Source organism: Streptomyces sp. NPDC013157, assembly GCF_042899865.1.
Taxonomy (GTDB): domain Bacteria; phylum Actinomycetota; class Actinomycetes; order Streptomycetales; family Streptomycetaceae; genus Streptomyces.
On sequence record NZ_JBIBAK010000013.1, the window covers coordinates 259,910 to 279,698 of the forward strand.

Annotated in this window: 16 protein-coding genes and 1 pseudogene; 11 read left to right on the plus strand and 6 right to left on the minus strand. The window is 70.9% G+C overall.

Translation table 11 applies throughout. From position 1 onward, the window contains the following. Window positions 1-95: 95 nt before the first annotated feature. Genes ACFY6U_RS33890 through deoC form a run of 3 tightly spaced genes read right to left on the minus strand, consistent with a single transcriptional unit; the run spans window position 96 to window position 3,363 of the window. Complete coding sequence (locus ACFY6U_RS33890; protein WP_390044346.1) at window positions 96-980, minus strand: aldehyde dehydrogenase family protein; 885 nt, start codon at window positions 978-980, stop codon at window positions 96-98. Beyond that, window positions 973-2,403, minus strand: a complete 1,431-nt coding sequence (locus ACFY6U_RS33895) for an aldehyde dehydrogenase family protein (protein WP_390044347.1) — start codon at window positions 2,401-2,403, stop codon at window positions 973-975. Before ACFY6U_RS33895 ends, ACFY6U_RS33890 begins: the two co-directional genes overlap by 8 nt. 6 nt (window positions 2,404-2,409) lie before the next feature. Continuing rightward, window positions 2,410-3,363: a deoxyribose-phosphate aldolase gene (gene deoC / locus ACFY6U_RS33900; RefSeq protein WP_351485451.1), complete on the minus strand. Its 954-nt coding sequence runs from the start codon at window positions 3,361-3,363 to the stop codon at window positions 2,410-2,412. A 192-nt stretch (window positions 3,364-3,555) separates the two neighbouring features. Between deoC and ACFY6U_RS33905 the strand changes: the two genes are divergently transcribed. Continuing rightward, window positions 3,556-4,251, plus strand: a complete 696-nt coding sequence (locus ACFY6U_RS33905; protein WP_390044349.1) for a PH domain-containing protein — start codon at window positions 3,556-3,558, stop codon at window positions 4,249-4,251. Between the two features lie 587 nt (window positions 4,252-4,838). On the opposite strand, the gene ACFY6U_RS33910 is transcribed toward ACFY6U_RS33905, so the two are convergent. Next, complete coding sequence (locus tag ACFY6U_RS33910; RefSeq protein ID WP_390044351.1) at window positions 4,839-5,375, minus strand: TetR/AcrR family transcriptional regulator; 537 nt, start codon at window positions 5,373-5,375, stop codon at window positions 4,839-4,841. Between the two features lie 76 nt (window positions 5,376-5,451). On the opposite strand from ACFY6U_RS33910, the gene ACFY6U_RS33915 reads away from it, so the two are divergent. Continuing rightward, window positions 5,452-6,501 (plus strand): aldo/keto reductase, encoded by a 1,050-nt coding sequence (locus tag ACFY6U_RS33915; protein ID WP_390044353.1) that lies wholly within the window; start codon window positions 5,452-5,454, stop codon window positions 6,499-6,501. A gap of 51 nt (window positions 6,502-6,552) precedes the next feature. Further along, complete coding sequence (locus tag ACFY6U_RS33920; protein ID WP_390044355.1) at window positions 6,553-7,575, plus strand: SDR family oxidoreductase; 1,023 nt, start codon at window positions 6,553-6,555, stop codon at window positions 7,573-7,575. A 714-nt stretch (window positions 7,576-8,289) separates the two neighbouring features. On the opposite strand, the pseudogene ACFY6U_RS33925 reads toward ACFY6U_RS33920, so the two are convergent. After that, window positions 8,290-8,757: pseudogene (locus tag ACFY6U_RS33925) on the minus strand (hypothetical protein); the annotation flags it as partial. 111 nt (window positions 8,758-8,868) lie between these two features. Between ACFY6U_RS33925 and ACFY6U_RS33930 the strand changes: the two are divergent. After that, window positions 8,869-9,507, plus strand: a complete 639-nt coding sequence (locus tag ACFY6U_RS33930) for a nucleotidyltransferase domain-containing protein (RefSeq protein WP_390044357.1) — start codon at window positions 8,869-8,871, stop codon at window positions 9,505-9,507. Between the two features lie 176 nt (window positions 9,508-9,683). On the opposite strand, the gene ACFY6U_RS33935 is transcribed toward ACFY6U_RS33930, so the two are convergent. Next, the gene (locus ACFY6U_RS33935) at window positions 9,684-10,016 is read right to left on the minus strand and encodes an ArsR/SmtB family transcription factor (RefSeq protein ID WP_390044359.1); all 333 of its coding nucleotides are present in this window, start codon (window positions 10,014-10,016) and stop codon (window positions 9,684-9,686) included. 102 nt (window positions 10,017-10,118) lie between these two features. Here ACFY6U_RS33935 and ACFY6U_RS33940 point away from each other — a divergent pair, with 102 nt between their 5' ends. The 7 genes from ACFY6U_RS33940 to ACFY6U_RS33970 all read left to right on the plus strand — a co-directional run bounded on the left by ACFY6U_RS33940 (window position 10,119) and on the right by ACFY6U_RS33970 (window position 19,745). Continuing rightward, window positions 10,119-11,093 (plus strand): zinc-binding alcohol dehydrogenase family protein, encoded by a 975-nt coding sequence (locus ACFY6U_RS33940; protein ID WP_390044361.1) that lies wholly within the window; start codon window positions 10,119-10,121, stop codon window positions 11,091-11,093. A gap of 331 nt (window positions 11,094-11,424) precedes the next feature. Next, the gene (locus ACFY6U_RS33945) at window positions 11,425-11,769 is read left to right on the plus strand and encodes a hypothetical protein (RefSeq protein WP_390044362.1); all 345 of its coding nucleotides are present in this window, start codon (window positions 11,425-11,427) and stop codon (window positions 11,767-11,769) included. Between the two features lie 152 nt (window positions 11,770-11,921). Continuing rightward, window positions 11,922-12,983 carry a phosphate ABC transporter permease subunit PstC gene (pstC, locus tag ACFY6U_RS33950; RefSeq protein WP_390044363.1) on the plus strand — a complete coding sequence of 354 codons (1,062 nt, stop codon included), beginning with the start codon at window positions 11,922-11,924 and terminating at the stop codon, window positions 12,981-12,983. 75 nt (window positions 12,984-13,058) lie between these two features. Further along, entirely contained in the window at window positions 13,059-14,312 is a 1,254-nt protein-coding gene (gene pstA, locus ACFY6U_RS33955; protein ID WP_390044364.1) for a phosphate ABC transporter permease PstA, read from the plus strand. After that, the gene (gene pstS / locus ACFY6U_RS33960) at window positions 14,309-16,015 is read left to right on the plus strand and encodes a phosphate ABC transporter substrate-binding protein PstS (protein WP_390044365.1); all 1,707 of its coding nucleotides are present in this window, start codon (window positions 14,309-14,311) and stop codon (window positions 16,013-16,015) included. The genes pstA and pstS overlap by 4 nt, the downstream gene beginning before the upstream one ends. Continuing rightward, window positions 16,012-18,519, plus strand: coding sequence for a hypothetical protein (locus tag ACFY6U_RS33965; protein ID WP_390044366.1), 2,508 nt, complete (start codon window positions 16,012-16,014; stop codon window positions 18,517-18,519). Before pstS ends, ACFY6U_RS33965 begins: the two co-directional genes overlap by 4 nt. A gap of 242 nt (window positions 18,520-18,761) precedes the next feature. Beyond that, window positions 18,762-19,745, plus strand: coding sequence for a substrate-binding domain-containing protein (locus ACFY6U_RS33970; RefSeq protein ID WP_390044368.1), 984 nt, complete (start codon window positions 18,762-18,764; stop codon window positions 19,743-19,745). The last annotated feature ends 44 nt before the right edge of the window (window positions 19,746-19,789 follow it).

The window sequence follows — 19,789 nt, forward strand, 5'->3', positions numbered from 1 at the left end:
AACTGCGGGCCCGGCTGTGGCTGGTCGCGCAGTTCCTCCCCCGGCCTTCGGCCGGGGGTACCCCCAGCGCCCCTTTCGGGGCGCTTCGGTGAACGTCAGTAGGACGAGCCCGACGCGCCCAGCGCCCCCGTCGGGTGCCACACGGTCTTCGTCTCCAGGAACGCCGTGAGGCGCTCGGTTCCCGGGGTCTCGGTGTAATCCACAGGCTGTGGACGCAGGACGCGCTTGAGGTTGTCGGCCGCCGCGATCTCCAGCTCCTTCGCCAGCACCTCGTCGGCGCCCGCGAGGTCGATCGCGTTGACGTCCTGGTGGGCGGCGAGCGGCGCCGCGATCTCCGCCGTACGGCCGGAGAGGACGTTGACGACTCCGCCCGGCACGTCGGACGTCGCGAGGACCTCGGCCAGTGACAGGGCCGGGAGCGGCGCCTTCTCGCTGGCGACGACGACCGCGGTGTTGCCGGTCGCGATCACGGGGGCGACCACCGACACCAGACCCAGGAACGACGACTCCTGCGGGGCCAGGACGGCGACGACGCCCGTCGGCTCCGGCGACGAGAGGTTGAAGAACGGGCCCGCGACCGGGTTGCCGCCGCCGGCCACCTGGGCGATCTTGTCGGTCCAGCCCGCGTACCAGACCCAGCGGTCGATGGTCGCGTCCACGACCGCGGCCGCCTTGGACTTGCCGAGGCCTTCCGCGTCGGCGACCTCGCGCACGAACTGGTCCCGGCGGCCCTCCAGCATCTCCGCGACGCGGTAGAGGACCTGGCCCCGGTTGTAGGCGGTGGCGCCCGCCCAGCCGCCGAACGCCTTGCGGGCGGCGACGACCGCGTCCCGGGCGTCCTTGCGGCTGGACTGCGGTGCGTTGGCCAGCCAGTTGCCCTTCGAGTCCGTCACCTCGTACACCCGGCCGCTCTCGGAACGCGGGAACTTCCCGCCGACGTACAGCTTGTAGGTCTTGAAGACAGACAGGCGATCAGACATCGAGGTATGCCTCCAGGCCGTGGCGGCCGCCCTCGCGGCCGAAGCCCGACTCCTTGTACCCGCCGAACGGCGAGGTCGGGTCGAACTTGTTGAACGTGTTGGACCAGACGACACCGGCGCGCAGCTTGTTCGCGACGGCCAGGATCCGCGACCCCTTCTCGGTCCAGATGCCGGCCGAGAGGCCGTACTGCGTGTTGTTGGCCTTGGCGACCGCCTCGTCGGGCGTCCGGAAGGTCAGGACCGACAGGACGGGGCCGAAGATCTCGTCGCGGGCGATGGTGTGCGCCTGGGTGACGTTCGTGAAGAGCGTCGGAGCGAACCAGTAGCCGGCGGACGGGAGTTCGCAGGCCGGGGACCAGCGCTCGGCGCCCTCCGCCTCGCCCTGGTCGGCGAGGGCGGTGATGCGGGCCAGCTGCTCGGCGGAGTTGATCGCGCCGATGTCGGTGTTCTTGTCCAGCGGGTCGCCGAGGCGGAGCGTGGACAGGCGGCGCTTGAGGGAGTCGAGCAGTTCGTCGTGGATCGACTCCTGGACGAGGAGCCGGGAGCCCGCGCAGCAGACCTGGCCCTGGTTGAAGAAGATGCCGGTGACGATGCCTTCGACGGCCTGGTCGATGGGAGCGTCGTCGAAGACGATGTTGGCGCCCTTGCCGCCCAGTTCGAGGGTGAGCTTCTTGCGGGTGCCCGCGACCGTGCGCGCGATCTCCTTGCCGACGGCGGTGGAGCCGGTGAAGGCGACCTTGTTCACGTCGGGGTGGGCGACGAGCGCGGCGCCCGCGTCGCCGTAGCCGGGGAGGATGTTGACGACGCCCTTGGGCAGGCCCGCCTGGCGGCAGATGTCCGCGAAGAAGAGCGCGGAGAGCGGGGTCGTCTCGGCGGGCTTGAGGACCACCGTGTTGCCGGTGGCGAGCGCCGGGGCGATCTTCCAGGCCAGCATCAGGAGCGGGAAGTTCCAGGGGATGACCTGGCCGGCCACGCCGAGCGGCTGCGGGTTCGCGCCGTAGCCCGCGTGGTCGAGCTTGTCGGCCCAGCCCGCGTAGTAGAAGAAGTGCGCGGCGACCAGGGGGAGGTCGGCGTCGCGTGTCTCCTTGATCGGCTTGCCGTTGTCCAGCGTCTCCAGGACGGCCAGCTCACGGCTGCGCTCCTGGATGATGCGGGCGATGCGGAAGAGGTACTTGGCGCGCTCGGAGCCCGGCAGTGCGGACCACTTCTCGAACGCCTTGCGGGCGGCCTTCACGGCCCGGTCCACGTCCTCGGCGCCTGCTCGCGCGACCTCGGACAGCACCTCCTCGGTGCTGGGGCTGACGGTCTTGAAGACCTTGCCGTCGGCCGCGTCCGTGAACTCGCCGTCGATGAAGAGGCCGTAGGAGGGCGCGATGTCGACAACGGAGCGGGACTCGGGCGCCGGTGCGTACTCGAAAGTCATGATGGATCAGTCCACCGTCACGTAGTCGGGGCCGGAGTAGCGGCCGGTGGCCAGCTTCTGACGCTGCATCAGCAGGTCGTTCAGGAGCGAGGAGGCGCCGAAGCGGAACCAGTGGTTGTCCAGCCAGTCCTCGCCCGCGGTCTCGTTCACCAGGACGAGGAACTTGATCGCGTCCTTGCTGGTGCGGATCCCCCCGGCGGGCTTGACCCCGACCTGGACGCCGGTCTGCGCCCGGAAGTCGCGCACGGCCTCCAGCATGAGGAGGGTGTTCGCCGGGGTGGCGTTGACGGCGACCTTGCCGGTGGACGTCTTGATGAAGTCGGCGCCCGCGAGCATGCCCAGCCAGGACGCCCGGCGGATGTTGTCGTACGTCGACAGCTCGCCGGTCTCGAAGATGACCTTGAGACGGGCCGCGGTTCCGCAGGCTTCGCGTACGGCGGTGATCTCGTCGTAGACCTTCAGGTAGTTCCCCGCGAGGAACGCGCCGCGGTCGATGACCATGTCGATCTCGTCGGCGCCCGCGGCCACGGCCTCCCGCACGTCGGCGAGCTTGACGTCGAGCGCGGCGCGGCCGGCCGGGAAGGCGGTGGCGACGGAGGCGACCTTGACGGACGAGCCGGCGACGGCCTCCTTCGCGGTGGCCACCATGTCGGGGTAGACGCAGACGGCGGCCGTGGCGGGGGTCGTCCGGTCCGTCGGGTCCGGGTGGACCGCCTTGGCGCCGAGCGCCCGGACCTTGCCCGGGGTGTCCGCGCCTTCCAGCGTCGTCAGGTCGACCATCGAGATGGCGAGGTCGATGGCGTACGCCTTCGCGGTGGTCTTGATCGAACGGGTGCCGAGCGAGGCGGCACGCGCCTCCAGGCCGACCGCGTCGACGCCGGGCAGCCCGTGAAGGAAGCGGCGCAGCGTGCTGTCGGACGCGGTGACGTCAGCAAGTGCGTGGGGTGCGGTGGTGGGCATGGTCACCAGCCGAGCATATCTACGCGCGTAGCGGCTGTACACCCCGAGGGACCGGTTCTTCTTGAGGCAGGGTGGCGTCCACGCCCTGAGGAGCGCGGGGAACTGCGCGAGCGACCACATGCGACCCGCACTCGCGTACGGCGATGCCGCCCCCACAGCGCCCCCGCGCACGCCTGAGGCAGAATCGGCGCTATGACCACGCCCCTCGTCAAGGACCGCATCTACCGCTCGCCCCAGGCGCTGATCGGCGGCGTACTGCTCCTCGTCATCGTCGGCTGGCTCGGCATCGACGCACTGTTCCGGGGCCACGGCCGCACCCCCTGGCTGGCCCTCGCCGCGCTCATCCTCGTCGTGCCGCTGATCGTGGCCTTCACCCTGCGCCCCGCGGTGTTCGCGGGGGAGGACCGGTTGCGGGTACGGAACCCGTTCCGGGTGGTCACGCTGCCGTGGGGAGAGATCGCCTCCCTGCGGTCCGGCTACTCGAACGAGGTGGTCGTCAAGTCCGGCGCGAAGTACCAGCTGTGGGCGATCCCGGTGTCCCTGCGGGGCCGCAAGAAGGCGGCGCGCCGGCAGGCGAAGTCGGCGGCGGACGCGCGGCGCGGGCGCACGGGGGGCGGGACTGGCTTCGGAGGTGCCGGGCGCGGGCTCGGTGGTTTCGACGGGTTCGGCGGATTCGGCGGTGCCGGGGGGCGGGCCGAGCCCGACCACGAGGCCGGGCCGATGCGGGCGGAGACCGACAAGGTCATGGACGACCTGCGCGAGATGCTGGAGAACAGGGGACCTGCGGAGTCGGCGCAGGGCGAGATCGCGGTGCGGTGGGCCTACGAGGTGGTTGCGCCGGCGGTGGCGGGGGCGGTGCTGCTCGGGATCCTGCTGGCGATGGGCTGAGCCGCGCCTGGCCGGCCTGGGCGGCGGCCTGTGCCCGTTGCGGTGGTCTGTGCCCGTTGCAGGGGTCTGTGCCTGCCCGGCGGCGCGTCGGCACCGGAGGCCTGTGGCGGCCGCGTCGCGCCCCACCACGTCCGGCAACCGCGATCCGGACCGGCCTCGCGCGGCGCACTCAACTCTTGTCCCGGCGACTCGGCCGGTCAGGCCGACGGCACCGCACGCTCCCGTGGCGCGGCCGCCGGGGCGTTCTCCGGAGCGGCCTCGGCCGAGCGAGTGCCCGCAGGCTCTGGGGTGACGGTGACGGTGACGTGACGGCGGCGCCCGGCGGCCGCGCGCCCCGCCCGGGAGGCAGCGCCAGATCGCAGGGCAGCCCCCGGGGCGGCGGGTCGGCCCCCGCACGTCGCGGCAGCGCGGGCAGGCGATGGCGGCCCGGAACGCGGGCGACCGTTCGCCGACGAGCCGCGGGGGAACGGGGAACCGAGTGCCCTCGGCATGCCGGATGTCCTCACCGTGGCCGTGGCCGTGGCCGCGGCTGCCGCCGCCGGTCTTGACGAGCTCTGTTGCGACGGACTCTGTTCCGTGTACGGCGTCTACGGGTGCGTGCGCAGCCCGTCGAGGATGAGTGCGAGCATGCGGGGGGCCCGGTCCTCGGGGCTGGAGGAGGCCCGCCACAGTGCCCCGGTGAGCTGGAGGAAGTCGCCGGGATCCGCGTCCTTGCGGATGGTGCCGTCCGCCTTGCCGGCGTCGAGGAGCTCGGTGATGGCGGCGATGACCGGGCCGTAGCTCTGTTCGCTGATCGCCTGGTGCGCGCCGGCGCTGAGGGCGTCACCGAGGCCGTGCTTCTTGCGCATGGCCTCGACCAGGTCGGTCGTCCAGTGCCGGAGCGCTTCGAGGGGCGGCAGCTCGGCCAGCAGGTCGGACACGGCGGCGGTGATGCGGGTCACCTCGTCCTGGTAGACGGCCAGGACCAGCGCCTCACGGGTGGGGAAATTGCGGTACAGGGTGCCCGCGCCGACGCCGGCGCGCTGGGCGACCTGGTTCATCGACGCGCCGCTGTTCTCGGTGAACGCCTCGCGGGCGGCCGCGAGGATGCGCGCCCGGTTCTCAAGGGCGTCGGAACGGACCACGGGACCTCACCTTGCTAAGTGGAGAATTCTCCGTTACGTTATCCGGAGAGCTCTCCACTTATTTTAGAGGGGCATCATGCAGTACATCAAGCTCGGCACGACAGGCCTGGACGTATCGCCGATCGCGGTCGGTGCGATGACCTACGGCGAGCCCGACCGCGGGCACCCCGTCTGGTCGAAGGGCGAGGAGGACGCGCGGCCGCTCATCCGGCACGCGGTGGAGGCGGGGATCAACTTCTTCGACACCGCGAACATGTACTCGAACGGTTCCAGCGAGGAGATCCTCGGCCGGGCGCTCAGGGACTTCGCCGACCGTGACGGCGTGGTGATCGCCACGAAGCTGCGCCACCCGATGCGGCCGGGAGCGAACGGGCGGGGGCTGTCGCGCAAGGCGATCATGACCGAGGTCGAGCATTCGCTGCGGCGCCTCGGAACCGACTACATCGACCTGTACCAGATCCACCGCAACGACCGGGCCACGCCGTGGGAGGAGACCCTCGAGGCGCTCAGCGACCTCGTGAAGGCCGGCAAGGTGCGCTACCTCGGTGCCTCGTCCATGCACGCGTGGGAGTTCGCGAAGGCTCTGCACCTGCAGAAGCGGCACGGATGGGCGCGGTTCGTGTCGATGCAGGACCACTACAACCTCCTCGCCCGTGAGGAGGAGCGCGAGATGATCCCGCTGTGCCTGGACGAGGGTGTCGGCACGGTCGTCTGGTCGCCGTTGGCCCGCGGCCGTCTCGCCCGCGCGTGGGACGACGCCCGCTCGACAGTGCGCTCCGAGACCGACGGAGCGTACGCGGACATGCTCTACTCGCCCGCGGAGGAAACCTCCAACCGCGCGGTCGTCGACGCGGTCGGGCGGGTGGCGGACGCCCGCGGCGTCACCCGTGCGCAGGTCGCGCTCGCCTGGCTGCGACGTCAGCCGGTTGTCACCGCACCGCTGGTCGGCGCCGGCTCGATCCGTCAGATCGACGAGGCCGTGGCCTCCCTCGACGTCGAACTCACCGACGACGAGGTGCGCGCCCTGGAGGCCCCGTACACGCCGCGGCACGACTGGCAGGGCGTCTCGGACGAGGCCGAGCTGGAGGCCATCCGCCGGCGCGTCCCCGGAATGGCTCTCGCATGAACCACGTCGCGACGCCTCTTGACGCACGAGTCGTGAGCTGAGGAGACACGGATGACACGGGTACTGGTCACCGGAGGCACCGGATTCATCGGGAGCTGGTGCGTCCTGGCACTGCTCGATGCCGGGTACGCCGTACGCACCACGGTCCGCGACCTGCGGCGCGAGCCGGACCTGCGCTCCCGGCTCCACGCGGCCACGCCGTTCGACGACGGCCGTCTCACGGTCGTACGCGCCGACCTCGAACACCCCGACGGCTGGGACGACGCCGTGGCGGACTGCGACTTCGTCCTTCATGTCGCCTCGCCGACCCTGCGCCGTACGCCGGCGAACGACGACGAACTGGTGGTGCCGGCACGGGAGGGCGTCCTGCGGGTGCTGCGCGCCGCCCGCGACGCCAAGGTGCGCCGGGTCGTCCTGACGAGCGCCTTCGGTGCTGTCGGGATCGGTCACCCGCCGCGCTCGGCCCCGTTCACCGAGGAGGACTGGACCGACGTCGACAGCGACATCCCGCCCTACCAGCGGTCCAAGACGCTCGCCGAGCGCGCCGCCTGGCAGTTCGTCGCGGACGAGGGCGGCGGTATGGAGCTGGCAGCGGTTCACCCCGTGGGGGTCCTCGGGCCGCTGCTCGGCCCGGACGACCCGCCGTCCCTGCGAGTCGTGCGCAGAATGCTCGAGGGGCGGGTTCCCGCGTGTCCCCCCTTCGGTATGGGCTTCGTCGACGTGCGCGACGTCGCGGATCTGCACCTGCGCGCGATGACCGATCCGGCGGCCGCCGGCGAGCGTTTCCTCGCGGTCGCCGGGCACAGCCTGCGCGTCGTCGAGATCGCGCGGATTCTGCGTGACCGCCTGGGTGAGCGCGCGGCGAAGGCCCCCACCCGTGAACTCCCCGTGTGGCTCGCGCGCGTACTGGGCGTCGTGAACCCGGAACTGCGACTGCTCAGGCACCAGCTCGGCAGGGATCTGGACGCCACCAGCGCCAAGGCGGAGCGGCTGCTCGGGTGGCGGGCGCGTCCCGTCGAGGACACCGTCGCGGAGACCGCCGAGAGCCTCCTCGCCCACGGCATCGGGACCTGACCCGCTCGTGACCGGTCGCTGCGGCAGCGCTTCCGGCGGGCTGTCGTGCACGCCCGGCCGTCAGTCCTCGGTCTTGATCTTCTTCATGGTCAGGTGGGACTCGACGCGCAGGATGCCGGGAAGGCCGGTGAGTTTGCCGGTGAGGAAGGCGCGCGGTCTTTCCCGCCAGTCGCATCCCCATGATCAACCCTCCGTGTCAGTCGGTTCGCGGTCAGGCGCGGACCACTGTGCGCCGAGGAAAATGGACCGGCAAGTCCAGAGACTGGGAGTTCGAACCCGGCCGGGCGTCTCCGGTCTCACGGCAATAGGTGGCTCGGACGGCCGCTTCCCCACCAGGGGTCGGGCCGGCGTCGACACGCCTGGCACGCCAGGAGAGACGGCTTGTCGCGTCGCCGTCCGTCCGGCTGTCAGCGTCGGTCCGTGGCGCGCGGGTGCCCTGTGCCTGCGAAGGTGATCCAGCAGGTCTCCCGGCCGGTGTCGAGGAGATACCAGATGCGGCCGCCGCCGGTAACCTCGGTCTGCCACTGCTCACAGGTATGCCGCGGTGGGTGCCGTGCGCCGGACCGCCCTTGAGGCGGTGGTGCCGCGGTGTCTCGATGGCCGGTCTGGGAGCGGTGCCTTGGCCGAGGCGGCGTCGGCGAAGCGGACTTCCCAGTGGCCGTCTGGCGCCGGTGGTGCGGCGCGGTCGCCACGGCCCGCGGTCATGCGATGTCCCCGGGGGTCCGGTGCCGGGCCGTAGTCCTCGCCGTGATCCCTGGTCAGCGCGGCCAGCAGCTCGGGGTCGGAGCAGACCTCGGCGGTGTGCTGCCAGGCGATGAGCAACTGGGCGACGGAGGCACTGTTGCCGACCGAGTCGGCGGCGCGCATGGTGTCGACCAGTTCGACGGCGAAGGCGTGGAGATCGGGCTCAGGCAGGAAGCGGACCCAGGGGAAGGCGTCCTGCAGTATGTCGAGGAGCAACTCCATGCTGCCGGGCGCCCGGCGGGCCATCGCGACCAGCATCCGGGTGGCCGACGACACCACGGTCTGGTCCTGCTCGGCCCGCGCGGCGGTGGTGAGGACCAGGTCCTCGCCGTCTCTGCGGTGCAGGAGCAGTCTCGGCGAATCCTGGAGCCGGGCGAGCGTCTGCTTGTTCTTGTTCACCAGCTCGGAGAAGTTCACGGCCGCACTCTCGGCACTCATGACTTTGAAACTACTTCGAAACTCGCTGGGGTGTCATCGCACGTACGAGTGATCACGCCTCCGCCGATCCGGCATGAAGGATCCTGTGACGCGCGGCGGTACGTTGTGCCGATGTCTGATTCCTGGCCACCCGGCGGTGCCGTTCTCGACGCCGACGAACTGACCGCCCGCTGGGCGGACCCGTGGCGGCCGGAACAGGTCGCGGCCCGCTTGGGCGGGGTCGGCGTGCCCTGGTGTGTTGCGGCTGGGTGGGCTCTGGACCTCTTCCGTGGCGAGCAGTCGAGGCCTCACGGCGATCTGGAGATGGCCGTTCCTGCGGCCGGGTTCGCGGAGGTGCGGGACCGCTTCCCCGAGTACGTCTTCGACGCGGTGGGCTCGGGACGGGTCTGGGCAGCGGCAGGAGGCGAGGTGCTCGCGGCAACGCACCAGACATGGGTGCGGGATCCGACGAGCGGGCGGTTCCTCTTCGACGTCTTCCGTGAGCCGCACGAGGGCGGGACCTGGATCTGCAGGCGGGACGAGAGCCTGCGGCTGCCGTACGACGCGGTCATCGACTGGACCGCGGACGGCATCCCCTACCTGGTCCCGGAGTTGGTGCTGCTGTTCAAGGCGAAGGAGCCTCGGCCCAAGGATCAGGCGGACTTCGACGGGGTTCTGCCGCTGCTGAGTCCGGCGCGGCGGGACGTTCTCGGCGCGTGGCTGACGCGCACACATCCCGGCCACCCGTGGCTGGCGAGACTGACGGGGTAGTGACGCGGAGCAGCCGCGCGGCGTGACACCGACGGGCCTGTGCGCTCCGCCTGGCGGGTCCGGTCCGTGCCGCCGCCCGGTCCCTGACAAGCAGGCCGGATCACTCCGGAGCGGAGCTCACCCTCGATGCCCCGTCTTCGCCGGTGGCGGACAGGTGTCGCCGGTGATCCCAGGTCCTACCGGTGCGGCTCCGGTCGCAGGACGAGGTCGAGCAGCCCCGGGAAGCGGGCGTCGAACTCCGTTCGCCGCAGGCGGTTGACTCGGCGCGGACCCTCGTCGCGCTGTTCGACGAGGCCGGCCGCCCGCAGGACGGAGAAGTGGTGGCTGAGGGCGGCCTTGCCGACGGGGACGTCGAAGCTGCCGCAGGTGCGGGACCACTCGGCGCTGGCGGCCAGCTCCCTGACGAGCGTGAGACGTACGGGGTCGGCGAGGGCGGCGAGCGCGGTGAGGACGGGTACCTCGTCGGGGTGGGTGTGCTCGGGGGCGGCCCGGTGGCTTGTGCCGGTCATGCCGTCCTCCTCGTCGCCGTTTCCGCTTGCCGAGTGTTCGATGAAAACCATACACTCCCGAGTGTTCGATTCATGTTGAACACTCGCTGAGGGGTGTGTGCCATGCGCGCGGTCGAGGTGCAGGAGTACGGCGGTCCGGAGGTCCTCAAGACGGTGGAGGCGGAGGTCCCCGAGCCGGGCCCCGGTGAGGTGAGCATCGACGTGGCGTACGTGGGCGTGAACTTCGCCGACCTCAAGGCGCGTTCGGAGGGCTACCGCGTGCCGGGGCTGCCGTTCCGTCCGGGGCTGGAGGTCTCGGGCCGGGTCAGGGCCCTCGGCGCCGGGGTCACGGACCTCGTCGTCGGCCAGGAGGTGGCCGCGCTGACGCAGGGGGGCGCCTACGCGGACGTGGTCGTGACGGAGGCGGCGACGGTCTTCCCGCTGCCGGCGGGGGCGGACCTGCGCACCGGAGCCACGCTCCCGTCCGTCCTGCCGACGGCATACGCCCTCGTCCACACCGTCGGGCGCCTCCAGCCCGGCGAGACCGTCCTCGTGCAGGGCGCGGCGGGCGGGGTCGGCACGGCGGCCGGGCAACTGGCGAAGGCGGCGGGCGCGGCCGCGGTGTACGGCGTGGTGTCGAGCGCGGCGAAGGCGGCGTACGCGCGCGACCACGGCTACGACGAGGTCTTCGTCGGCGACTTCGAGGAGCAGGTCCGGGAGGCCACCGGCGGCCGGGGCGTCGACCTCGCCCTCGACCCCGTCGGCGGCAGGACGCTGCGCGCGAGCCTGGCGTCCCTGGCCCGCTTCGGCCGCCTGGTCTCCTACGGCAACGCGAGCGGCGAACCGGCCTGGACGGCGGGCCAGCCGGAGCTGTATCCGCGGGGCCTGTCGGTCGCCGGTTTCTCCATCCTGACGCTGGCGCAGACGGCGCCCGACGTGCTGCGGGAGCTGTCCGCCCGGGCCTTCGCGAAGGCGGCGGACGGCACCGTGACCCTGCCGGTCACGGCCGAGTTCGCCCTGGAGGAGGCGGCGGAGGCGCACCGCCTGATGGGTGCCCGGACGAGCACGGGGAAGCTCCTGTTGCGGGTCGCGGGCTGAGCGGACCGAGGGGGGCCGAAACAAGGCGCTCCGGTTCGAGGCCGGCGGTCGGCGGAGCCGTCTGTGGTGGCGCCCCAATCGGCAACGTTGTCCCGGTCCGGGTGGGAGCGCTTTCTCTGTGTCTTGCCTACGGGTTACCTAGGGGATACCTCTACATGAAGCGTGGCCTTGGCAGCCAGTTTTGTCCGGGCGCCGTCACCCGCGTCTCAGTAGATTGCTGATGCCGCCCCAGAGTGCCGTACCTGCGGATTTTACTTACCTAATGGGCGGCGGGGGTGGGGACATGGAGCGGTCCGAGAGGGCGGCAAGACCTGCCGCCGGGGCAGCGGGCATGAGATGCCAGGTGGACATCGACGGGCAGGGCAGGTTCGGCTGGCGTCTGGTGGCACCCAACGGGAGATCGGTCGCGGTGTCGCTCACCTCGCACGACACCTATGCCCGATGTCGCGCCGCGTTCCACCGGATGTGCGCGTTGCACTCCCGTACGGGGGGAGGGGTGCAGCACGGCTCCGACGGCGGCGGATGGGTGTGGGTGGTCTGGGACGAGTCCGGCCGCCATCTGGCCGGCTCGGCGCGGACGTACGAGTGGCATGCCACCCGCCGTGCGTCCTACGACCGGTTCCGCGCGACGATCGCCGAACTGGTATATGCCGGGCCCGAGTTATGGGGCGAGTGAGCGAGGGCTGATTCTCAGGTCAACCGGGGTCGCAGAGGCCCTGGCCGGCGGTGAGGCGAGCCCGTGTGGCGGGGACCGATGTTGCCCTTAGGGAACCCGTAGTTCACACCTCGGGATGTGCATGTCAACCGATGACACGGAGTGTCGGGACCGTGCCCTCGCTGAGAAGAACCAGACAGCCGCAGCCCGTGATCGCGGGCGTCGGCTCCGTCGACGCCGAAGCCGACGTCGGCGACCCCGACGTACGCAGACGCCTGTACGCCGATCCCGGGCTGCCCGACCGGGTGTTCCGCGCGGTGCTGCGCTCCGGCGGCGGCCTCGTGCTGGCCGTGATGCTGCTCGTCGGCGGCTTCCTGCTCTACCGGGCCTGGCTGGCGCTGGACAAGGCCGGCTGGTCGTTCCTGACCACCGCCGAATGGGAGCCCGGCAGCGGGAAGTTCGGCATCGCCGCCGTCATCGTCGGGACCGTCCTGATCGCGACCGTCGCGGTGTCCGTGGCCGTGCCCCTGGCCACCGGCGCCGCGCTGTACATCTCCGAGTACGCCTCGCCGCGGCTGCGCCGGACGCTGATCAGCGTCGTCGACCTGATGGCCGCCGTACCGTCCGTGGTCTACGGCCTGTGGGGCGTCTTCTTCCTCCAGGACAAGGTCCTGCCGATCGCCCGCTGGATCTCCACCTACTTCGGCTGGATCCCCGTCTTCGACGTGCGGGGCGCCGACCCCGGCGACCCGCTCGCGCCCGAGAGCATCTACACCTCCTCGACGTTCATCGCGGGCCTGGTCGTCGGCATGATGATCGCGCCCATCATCTGCTCGATCATGCGCGAGGTCTTCTCGCAGGCGCCCGCCGGTGAGCGCGAGGGCGCCTACGCGCTCGGCGCCACCCGCTGGGGCATGATCCGCAGCGTGGTGCTGCCCTTCGGGCGCGGCGGGATGATCGGCGGCACGATGCTCGGACTCGGCCGCGCGCTGGGCGAGACGATCGCCGTCTTCATGATCATCTCGGTGACCTTCCAGGTCCAGTGGCACGTCCTGCAGTCCGGTACCAGCTCGGTCTCCTCGCTGATCGCCCTGCGCTACGGCGAGGCGAGCGAGTTCAGCATGTCCGCGCTGATGGCGGCCGGTTTCTCGCTGTTCGTCATGACGCTGATCGTCAACTTCGCCGCGTCGTCCATCGTCGCCCGCTCCCGCTCGGGCGCGGCCAGCGACGCCTGATGAACCCTTCCTCCCCGGTATCGCCAACCCCCCACGACGCCCGCAGTCCCTTACGCCATACAGGAATGAGCGACCATGACCGTTGCCCCCGAAGCGCCCGGCGCGCGTCAGGCGACCGGACGCCCGGGCACCACGCTGCCGGGCCCGGTCCGCGGCGCCGCCCCGGCCGGCGAGCGCCGCCGCGCCCTGACGCAGCTGCACGCCACCGACGTGTACGCCATGGTCGGAGCGGCCACCGCCGCACTGTCCCTCACCTGGCTGCTCTTCCACTGGCTGCTGCCGTTCAACGGCGTCGTCGGCTTCGTCGTCATCGCGTACTGCCTCTTCCTGCTGGTCTACGCGCTGCTGGTCTCCTTCGACGAGGACGGGCCCGCGATCGTCGACCGGATCGCGGCGGCCCTGGTGCGGTCGATGGGCCTGCTGCTCGTGGTGATCCTGGTGTTCGTCGTGTGCTACGCGCTCCTCCAGGGCCGCAAGGCGCTGGTACACCTGAACTTCTTCACCCAGAGCATGGAGCTGGCCGGCCCGCTGGAGCCGCTCAGCGTGGGCGGCGCCCTGCACGCGGCGGCCGGCACCCTGATCATGATCACGATCGCGCTGCTGATCACCGTGCCGGCCGGGCTGGTCTGCGCGGTGTTCCTGAACGAAGTGCCCGGCGCCTACGCCCGGTTCGTGCGCACCATCGTCGAGGCGATGACGGCGTTGCCGTCGGTCGTCGCCGGTCTGTTCGTCTACGCCACCGTGATCCTCGGCCTCGGCCTCGACCAGTCAGGACTCGCCGCCGGTCTCGCCCTCTCGGTGATGATGCTGCCGATCATCATCAGGGCCGCCGACGTCGTCATCCGGCTGGTCCCCGGCACCCTGCGCGAGGCCGGCTACGCGATGGGCGCCAGCCGCTGGCGCACCGTCTGGCACGTGGTCCTGCCGACCTGCCGCTCGGGTCTGACCACCGCGGTCATCCTCGGCACCGCGCGCGGCATCGGCGAGACCTCCCCGGTCCTGCTGACCGCGGGCTTCACCAACGAGCTCAACCTCAACCCGTTCCACGACCCGATGGTCTCCCTGCCGCTGGTCACCTTCGAGTTCGTCAAGTCGCCCGAGCCGAACATGATCTCGCGCGGTTTCGGTACGGCGGCCCTGCTCATGGCGCTGGTGCTGCTGCTGTTCGTCGCCGCCCGCATCCTCGGCGGCCGCGGCCCCGGCCACCTCACGCGCCGCCAGGAACACCGGCGCGTCCTCGCGTCCCGGCGTGACGCGCGTCGATTCGCCGAGCGCCGCCCGACGGCAGACCTCGCCACCGTCCCTACCGAATCCGGGAGTTCGTCGTGAAACCCGCCACTCGTTTCCGTCTGGCGGCCACCGTGCTGTCACTGCTGTGCGCCCTGCTCGCCGTCCAGCCGCCGCCCGCCGCGGCCGCCTCCTACGCCAAGATCACCGGCTCCGGTTCGACCTGGAGCTCCAACGCCGTCCAGCAGTGGGTCCGCAACGTCAAGGCCAACTACGGCATGACGGTCAACTTCACGGCCAACGGCTCCTCCCAGGGCCGTGAGCAGTTCAAGAACAACACCGTCGACTTCGCGGTCTCCGAGATCCCCTACGGCCTCAGGGAACAGGGCGTCACGGACACTCCGCCGAGCCGCGGCTACGCCTACATGCCGATCGTGGCCGGCGGTACGGCGTTCATGTACAACCTCAAGATCAACGGCAAGACGGTGACCAACCTCCGGCTGTCCGGGGACGTCGTCACCAAGATCTTCACCGGGAAGATCACCCGCTGGAACGACCCCGCGATCGCCGCGGACAACCCGGGCCTGAACATGCCGGCCCGCGCGATCGTCCCGGTCGTCCGCTCCGACGGCTCCGGCACCAGCGCCCAGTTCACCATGTGGATGTCGAAGCAGTACGGCTCCCTGTGGGCCGACTACTGCTCCCGCACCGGCCGCGGCAGCGGCAACTGCGGCATGACCTCCAACTACCCGCTGCTCAGCGGCTCCACGATGATCGCCAAGTCCGGCTCGCTCGGCGTCTCCGGCCATGTCCGCCAGCCCTCCGGCGAGGGCGCCATCACCTACGTCGAGTACTCCTACGCCAAGAACACCGGCTTCCCGGTGGCCAAGGTGCTCAACAAGGACGGCTACTACGTCGAGCCCACCGCCGCGAGCGTCGCGGTGGCCCTGACCAGGGCCGAGATCAACGAGAACAAGGCGTCCGTCAACTACCTCACCCAGATCCTCGACGGCGTCTACACCAACGCCGACGCCCGCACCTACCCGCTGTCCAGCTACAGCTACATGATCCTGCCGACGAAGGCGGAGTCCGGCTTCACCGCGGCCAAGGGCAACTCGCTGGGCACGTTCGGCCGTTACTTCCTCTGCGACGGCCAGCAGCAGGCGGACGACCTCGGCTACTCGCCGCTGCCGAAGAACCTCGTCGAGGCGGGCTTCGACCAGCTCCGCAAGGTGCCGGGCGCGCCCACCGGCAGCATCGACATCAACACCTGCCGCAACCCCACCTTCTCCGGCGGGGTCAACACCCTGATCAAGAACGCCCCGTACCCCAAGTCCTGCGACAGGAAGGGGCCGACGCAGTGCACCACCGGCACGGCGGGTGCCGCGGGCACCGACACCCCGGTGAAGCAGGGCGCGTCGGGCGGTAACTCCTCGGGCGGCTCCGGTTCGTCGGCCGGCGGTTCGTCGACCGGCGGGTCCGCCGCCACGGGCGGCAGCGGCACGGGCGGTACGGACGCCGACGGCGACGGCAAGCCCGACGCGGGCGCGAGCGCCGCCGCCGGCGGCACCTCGGGCGGCACCGTCGACCCCGACACCGGCGAGGTGGTCAGCGGCGACGGGACGGGCACCGGCGACACGAACGTGGCCGCCAACCCCGTCGCCCTCGCCTCCGACAACGGCCTCGGGATGCGCGGCGCCCTGATGGCGCTCTCCGCCGTCCTGCTCGTCGCGGTGGTCGTCGGACCACCGCTCGCCGCGCGGCTGCTCGCGGGACGTTCGCGCCGTCGTAAGGGGGAGCTGTGAGGAGACGGCCGACGACGGTACGGATGTCACCCGGCCGGCGCCGGGTGACCGCGGGGGTGGGCTGCCTGCTCTCCGCGCTGGTGCTGGCGGTGTTGCCGCTGCCCAGGGGGGCGGACCAGGCGCAGGCGGCCGCGGCCGGGAGTTCGGCGGTGACGAAGAGCGGGGCGAAGGGGGTGTACGGCGACGACTTCTCGGCTCTCAGGGTCACCGTGCACCAGACGAAGGACCTGGCCGGGCAGGCGGTGCGGGTGACGTGGACGGGCGGGGCGCCGTCCACCGACGTCGAGACGAACTTCCTGTCGATCATGCAGTGCTGGGGGGACGCGGACTCCGGGCCGGACCGCACGCAGTGCGAGTTCGGGCTGGCGGCGGGCGGGCAGAACGGGGACGGCCGGGCCGTGTACCGGGGTGACACCTCGGGCCACGACCCGCTGGAAGCCGATTCCTCGACCCCGGTGGACAAGAACGGCACCCACTACGTGCCGTTCCGGCCGGTCGGGGGGCAGGGGGACCCCACCACGGGCCCCACCGACACCACGTACTTCACCGACGGGGACACCAACGCCGACCCGTTCATGCCGAACGACGGGGACGGCGGCGGCGACATCTCGTTCGAGCTGAAGTCGGCCGTGGAACAACCGGCCCTGGGCTGCGGCGCCCGCACCACTCCGGCAGGCGGGACACAGCCGTGCTGGCTGGTGGTCGTGCCCCGCGGTACCCACGACCCCAACGGGCAGACACACACCGGGGGCGCCCAGGTCACCTCCTCGATCAGCCGGTCGAACTGGGACCAGCGCATCGTGTTCCGGCTCGGCTTCGCACCGGTCACGGACAACTGCGACGCCGACAAGCCCGAGCGCGGGATCATGGGTTCCGAACTGGCCACCGACGCCGTCACGTCATGGCAGAGCGCGCTGTGCAGGAGCGGAACCTACCGGTTCAACTTCACCCAGTCCGGCGAGCAGCAGGCCAGGGACGCCGTGGCCTCGGGTGACCCGCTGGCGGGTCTCGCCATGACGGTGGACCCCGTCGAACCGGTCGACGGGTCGGCTCAGGTGGTGCACGCGCCGGTCGCGGTGACGGGGCTGACGATCGGTTTCGTCTGGATGTACGACGCGACGGGCGGCAGCCGGCCGCTGACAAAGCTCAAGCTCAACCAGAGACTGCTGGCCAAGGTACTCACGCAGTCCTACCCCTTCAGCCTGGTCAAGCCGCTCAACAAGGTGCCCGACTACCTCTCCGGCAATCCGGATTCCATCGTCAAGGACCCTGAATTCCTCCAGCTCAATCCCGGTCTCGCGGATCAGGCGGCCACCAACGCCCCACTGGGTCTGGCCGTCACCGTGGCCAATACCGACTCCGCCAACCTGGTGTGGAAATACATTCTGGCGGACAAGGACGCGAAGGACTTCCTCGAAGGGAAGGCCGACCCCTGGGGAATGAAGGTCAACCCCTCGTACGAGGACGGGGTGGTCTCGGAGTCCCTGGATTTCTTCCCCAAGGCGGACATCGCACCCACGACGACGGACTGCGGGGGCGGCAACACCACCACGACCACGTACACCGGGCTGGACGTCGTCCCCTACGTCAACGACATGCACGACGGGGCACTGAAGGTACGCCGTGGTGACATCGGCACCGCATATGACTGCACGCTCACGAACAACGTGGCGAAACTGACGCCGGTGGGTCGTCCGATTCCGACGAGGCAGCGCCAGTTCGGTGTGGTGGACAACGCGTCCGCGGTGCGTTACCAACTGCGCGCCGCCGCCCTGGCCAACGCCGACGGCGAGTACGTCACGCCGACCAACGGCTCCCTGCTCAAGGCGGTGGCCGAGATGCCCGACTCGGACGTGGCCGGCGTCAAGACGTCCGACCCCACCAGGATGAAGGACGGCGCCTACCCGCTGACCGCCGTGGTCTACGCGGCGTCCTCGCTCGACCAGGCCAAGGACGCCCGCCAGGACTACGCCAAGGTGATGCGCTACGCGGCCGGGGCCGGGCAGACCCAGGGCACCGCGAAGGGTGAACTGCCGTACGGATACGCCCCGTTGCCCGCGGCGCTGCGGAAGCAGGCGGAGCAGGCCGCCGACAGGCTGGAGAAGGGCGCGACGGACGCCGACGGCGCCTCCGGCGGCACGTCCGGAGGCACGTCCGGAGGCGGCGGCGACCTGAGCGGCACCGGCAGCGGCGGCGCCACGGGCGGAGGCGCCTCCGGCGGCACCGACGGCGGTTCCGCCGGGACCGCGGGTGCCGCGGCCGGCGGTGCCGGTGCGTCGGGCACCGCCCAGCCCTCCACCGCCCCGAGCGAGACCGGCCCGGTCCAGCAGAACGTGGCCCAGTCCGGCGGCTACACCCCCGAGGAGGTCCTCGGACTCGTCCGCTGGGTACTGCTCGGAGTCCTCGTCGCCGGCGGGGTGGCCGCGCTCGCGGGCCCGGTGATGCTGCGGCTGTCGGTACGCAGGGCGGCCTCGACGCATATCCACGGAGGAGAACTCAAGTAATCGCCGGATTCCCATTTCCGGGGTGTATTCGAGCCCCGGGAATCCGCACACCGCCGGATGAATTCCCTTGGATTCACCTTGGTAAGAGATTCGTAACCTGATGACCGGCTGGAATTAGTGGCCGGGGGTGGCGGCTCTGCGGAATTGTTCTGCGTGGCCGGCCGACGGGTCGGTGGTGAAAAAAGAATCCGGATTCGCTTGCACGTCCATTGCTTGATCCGTTTCAACGGAGGAGAAATCAAGTGAACGTCAAGTCCCGCGTGCGCATCGGTGCCGCTGTCGGTGCGGTCGCCCTGGGCCTGGGCGCCCTGGCCGCCCCCGCCGCCTACGCCGACCCCAGCTCGGCCACCGACTACCGTCAGCTGGCCGGCGTCGGTTCCGACACGACCCAGGACGTCATGAACGCCCTGGGCAACGCGATCACGAACAGCAGCGGCAAGGTCATCGCCTCGTGGAACGCCACCGGCACCTCCACGATCACGACCAAGGCCGGCGGCAGCTGCACGATCACCCGCCCCGACGGGTCCGGCGCCGGCATCACCGCGCTGAACACCGCCCTGGACGGCAGCACCGGCTGTGTGGACTTCGCCCGTTCCTCCCGTGGCCCGAACAACACCACCACCACGGACCTGACCTTCATCCCGTACGCCAAGGACGCGGTGTCCTGGGTGAAGCAGGACGGCAGCGCCCTGCCCGACAACCTGACCGCGGCCCAGCTCAAGGCCATCTACGAGTGCACCCTGACCTCGCTCAACGGTGTCACCCTCACCCCGATCCTGCCGCAGTCGGCCTCGGGCACCCGCGCCTTCTTCCTCAGCTCCATCGGCGTGACGACCCCCGGCTCCTGCGTCACCTCGGACTCCACCGTCCAGGAGAACAACGGCTCGGTCGTCGACAGCGCGGGCGACATCTTCCCGTACTCCGTGGCCCAGTACACCGCCCAGGAGACCTCCGTCGTCGACGACCGCCGCGGTGACGCCGTGCTCGGCTCCGTGAACGGCGAGGTCCCGCGCAACGAGGACGACCTCTCGCTGAACCTCTCCTTCCCCTACCTGCGGAACGTCTACAACGTCGTCCCGACCGCCAAGCTGTCGGACTCCCTGATCGCGTCCACCTTCGTCGGCACCGGCTCGAAGGTCTGCACGAACACCGGCGTCATCACCGACTACGGCTTCGGCACCCTCGGCACCGACTGCGGCAGCACGACCCTCAAGGGCGAGAGCTGATCACCGTCCCCCAGCCGCACAACGGCCGGGCACCCCACGGGTGC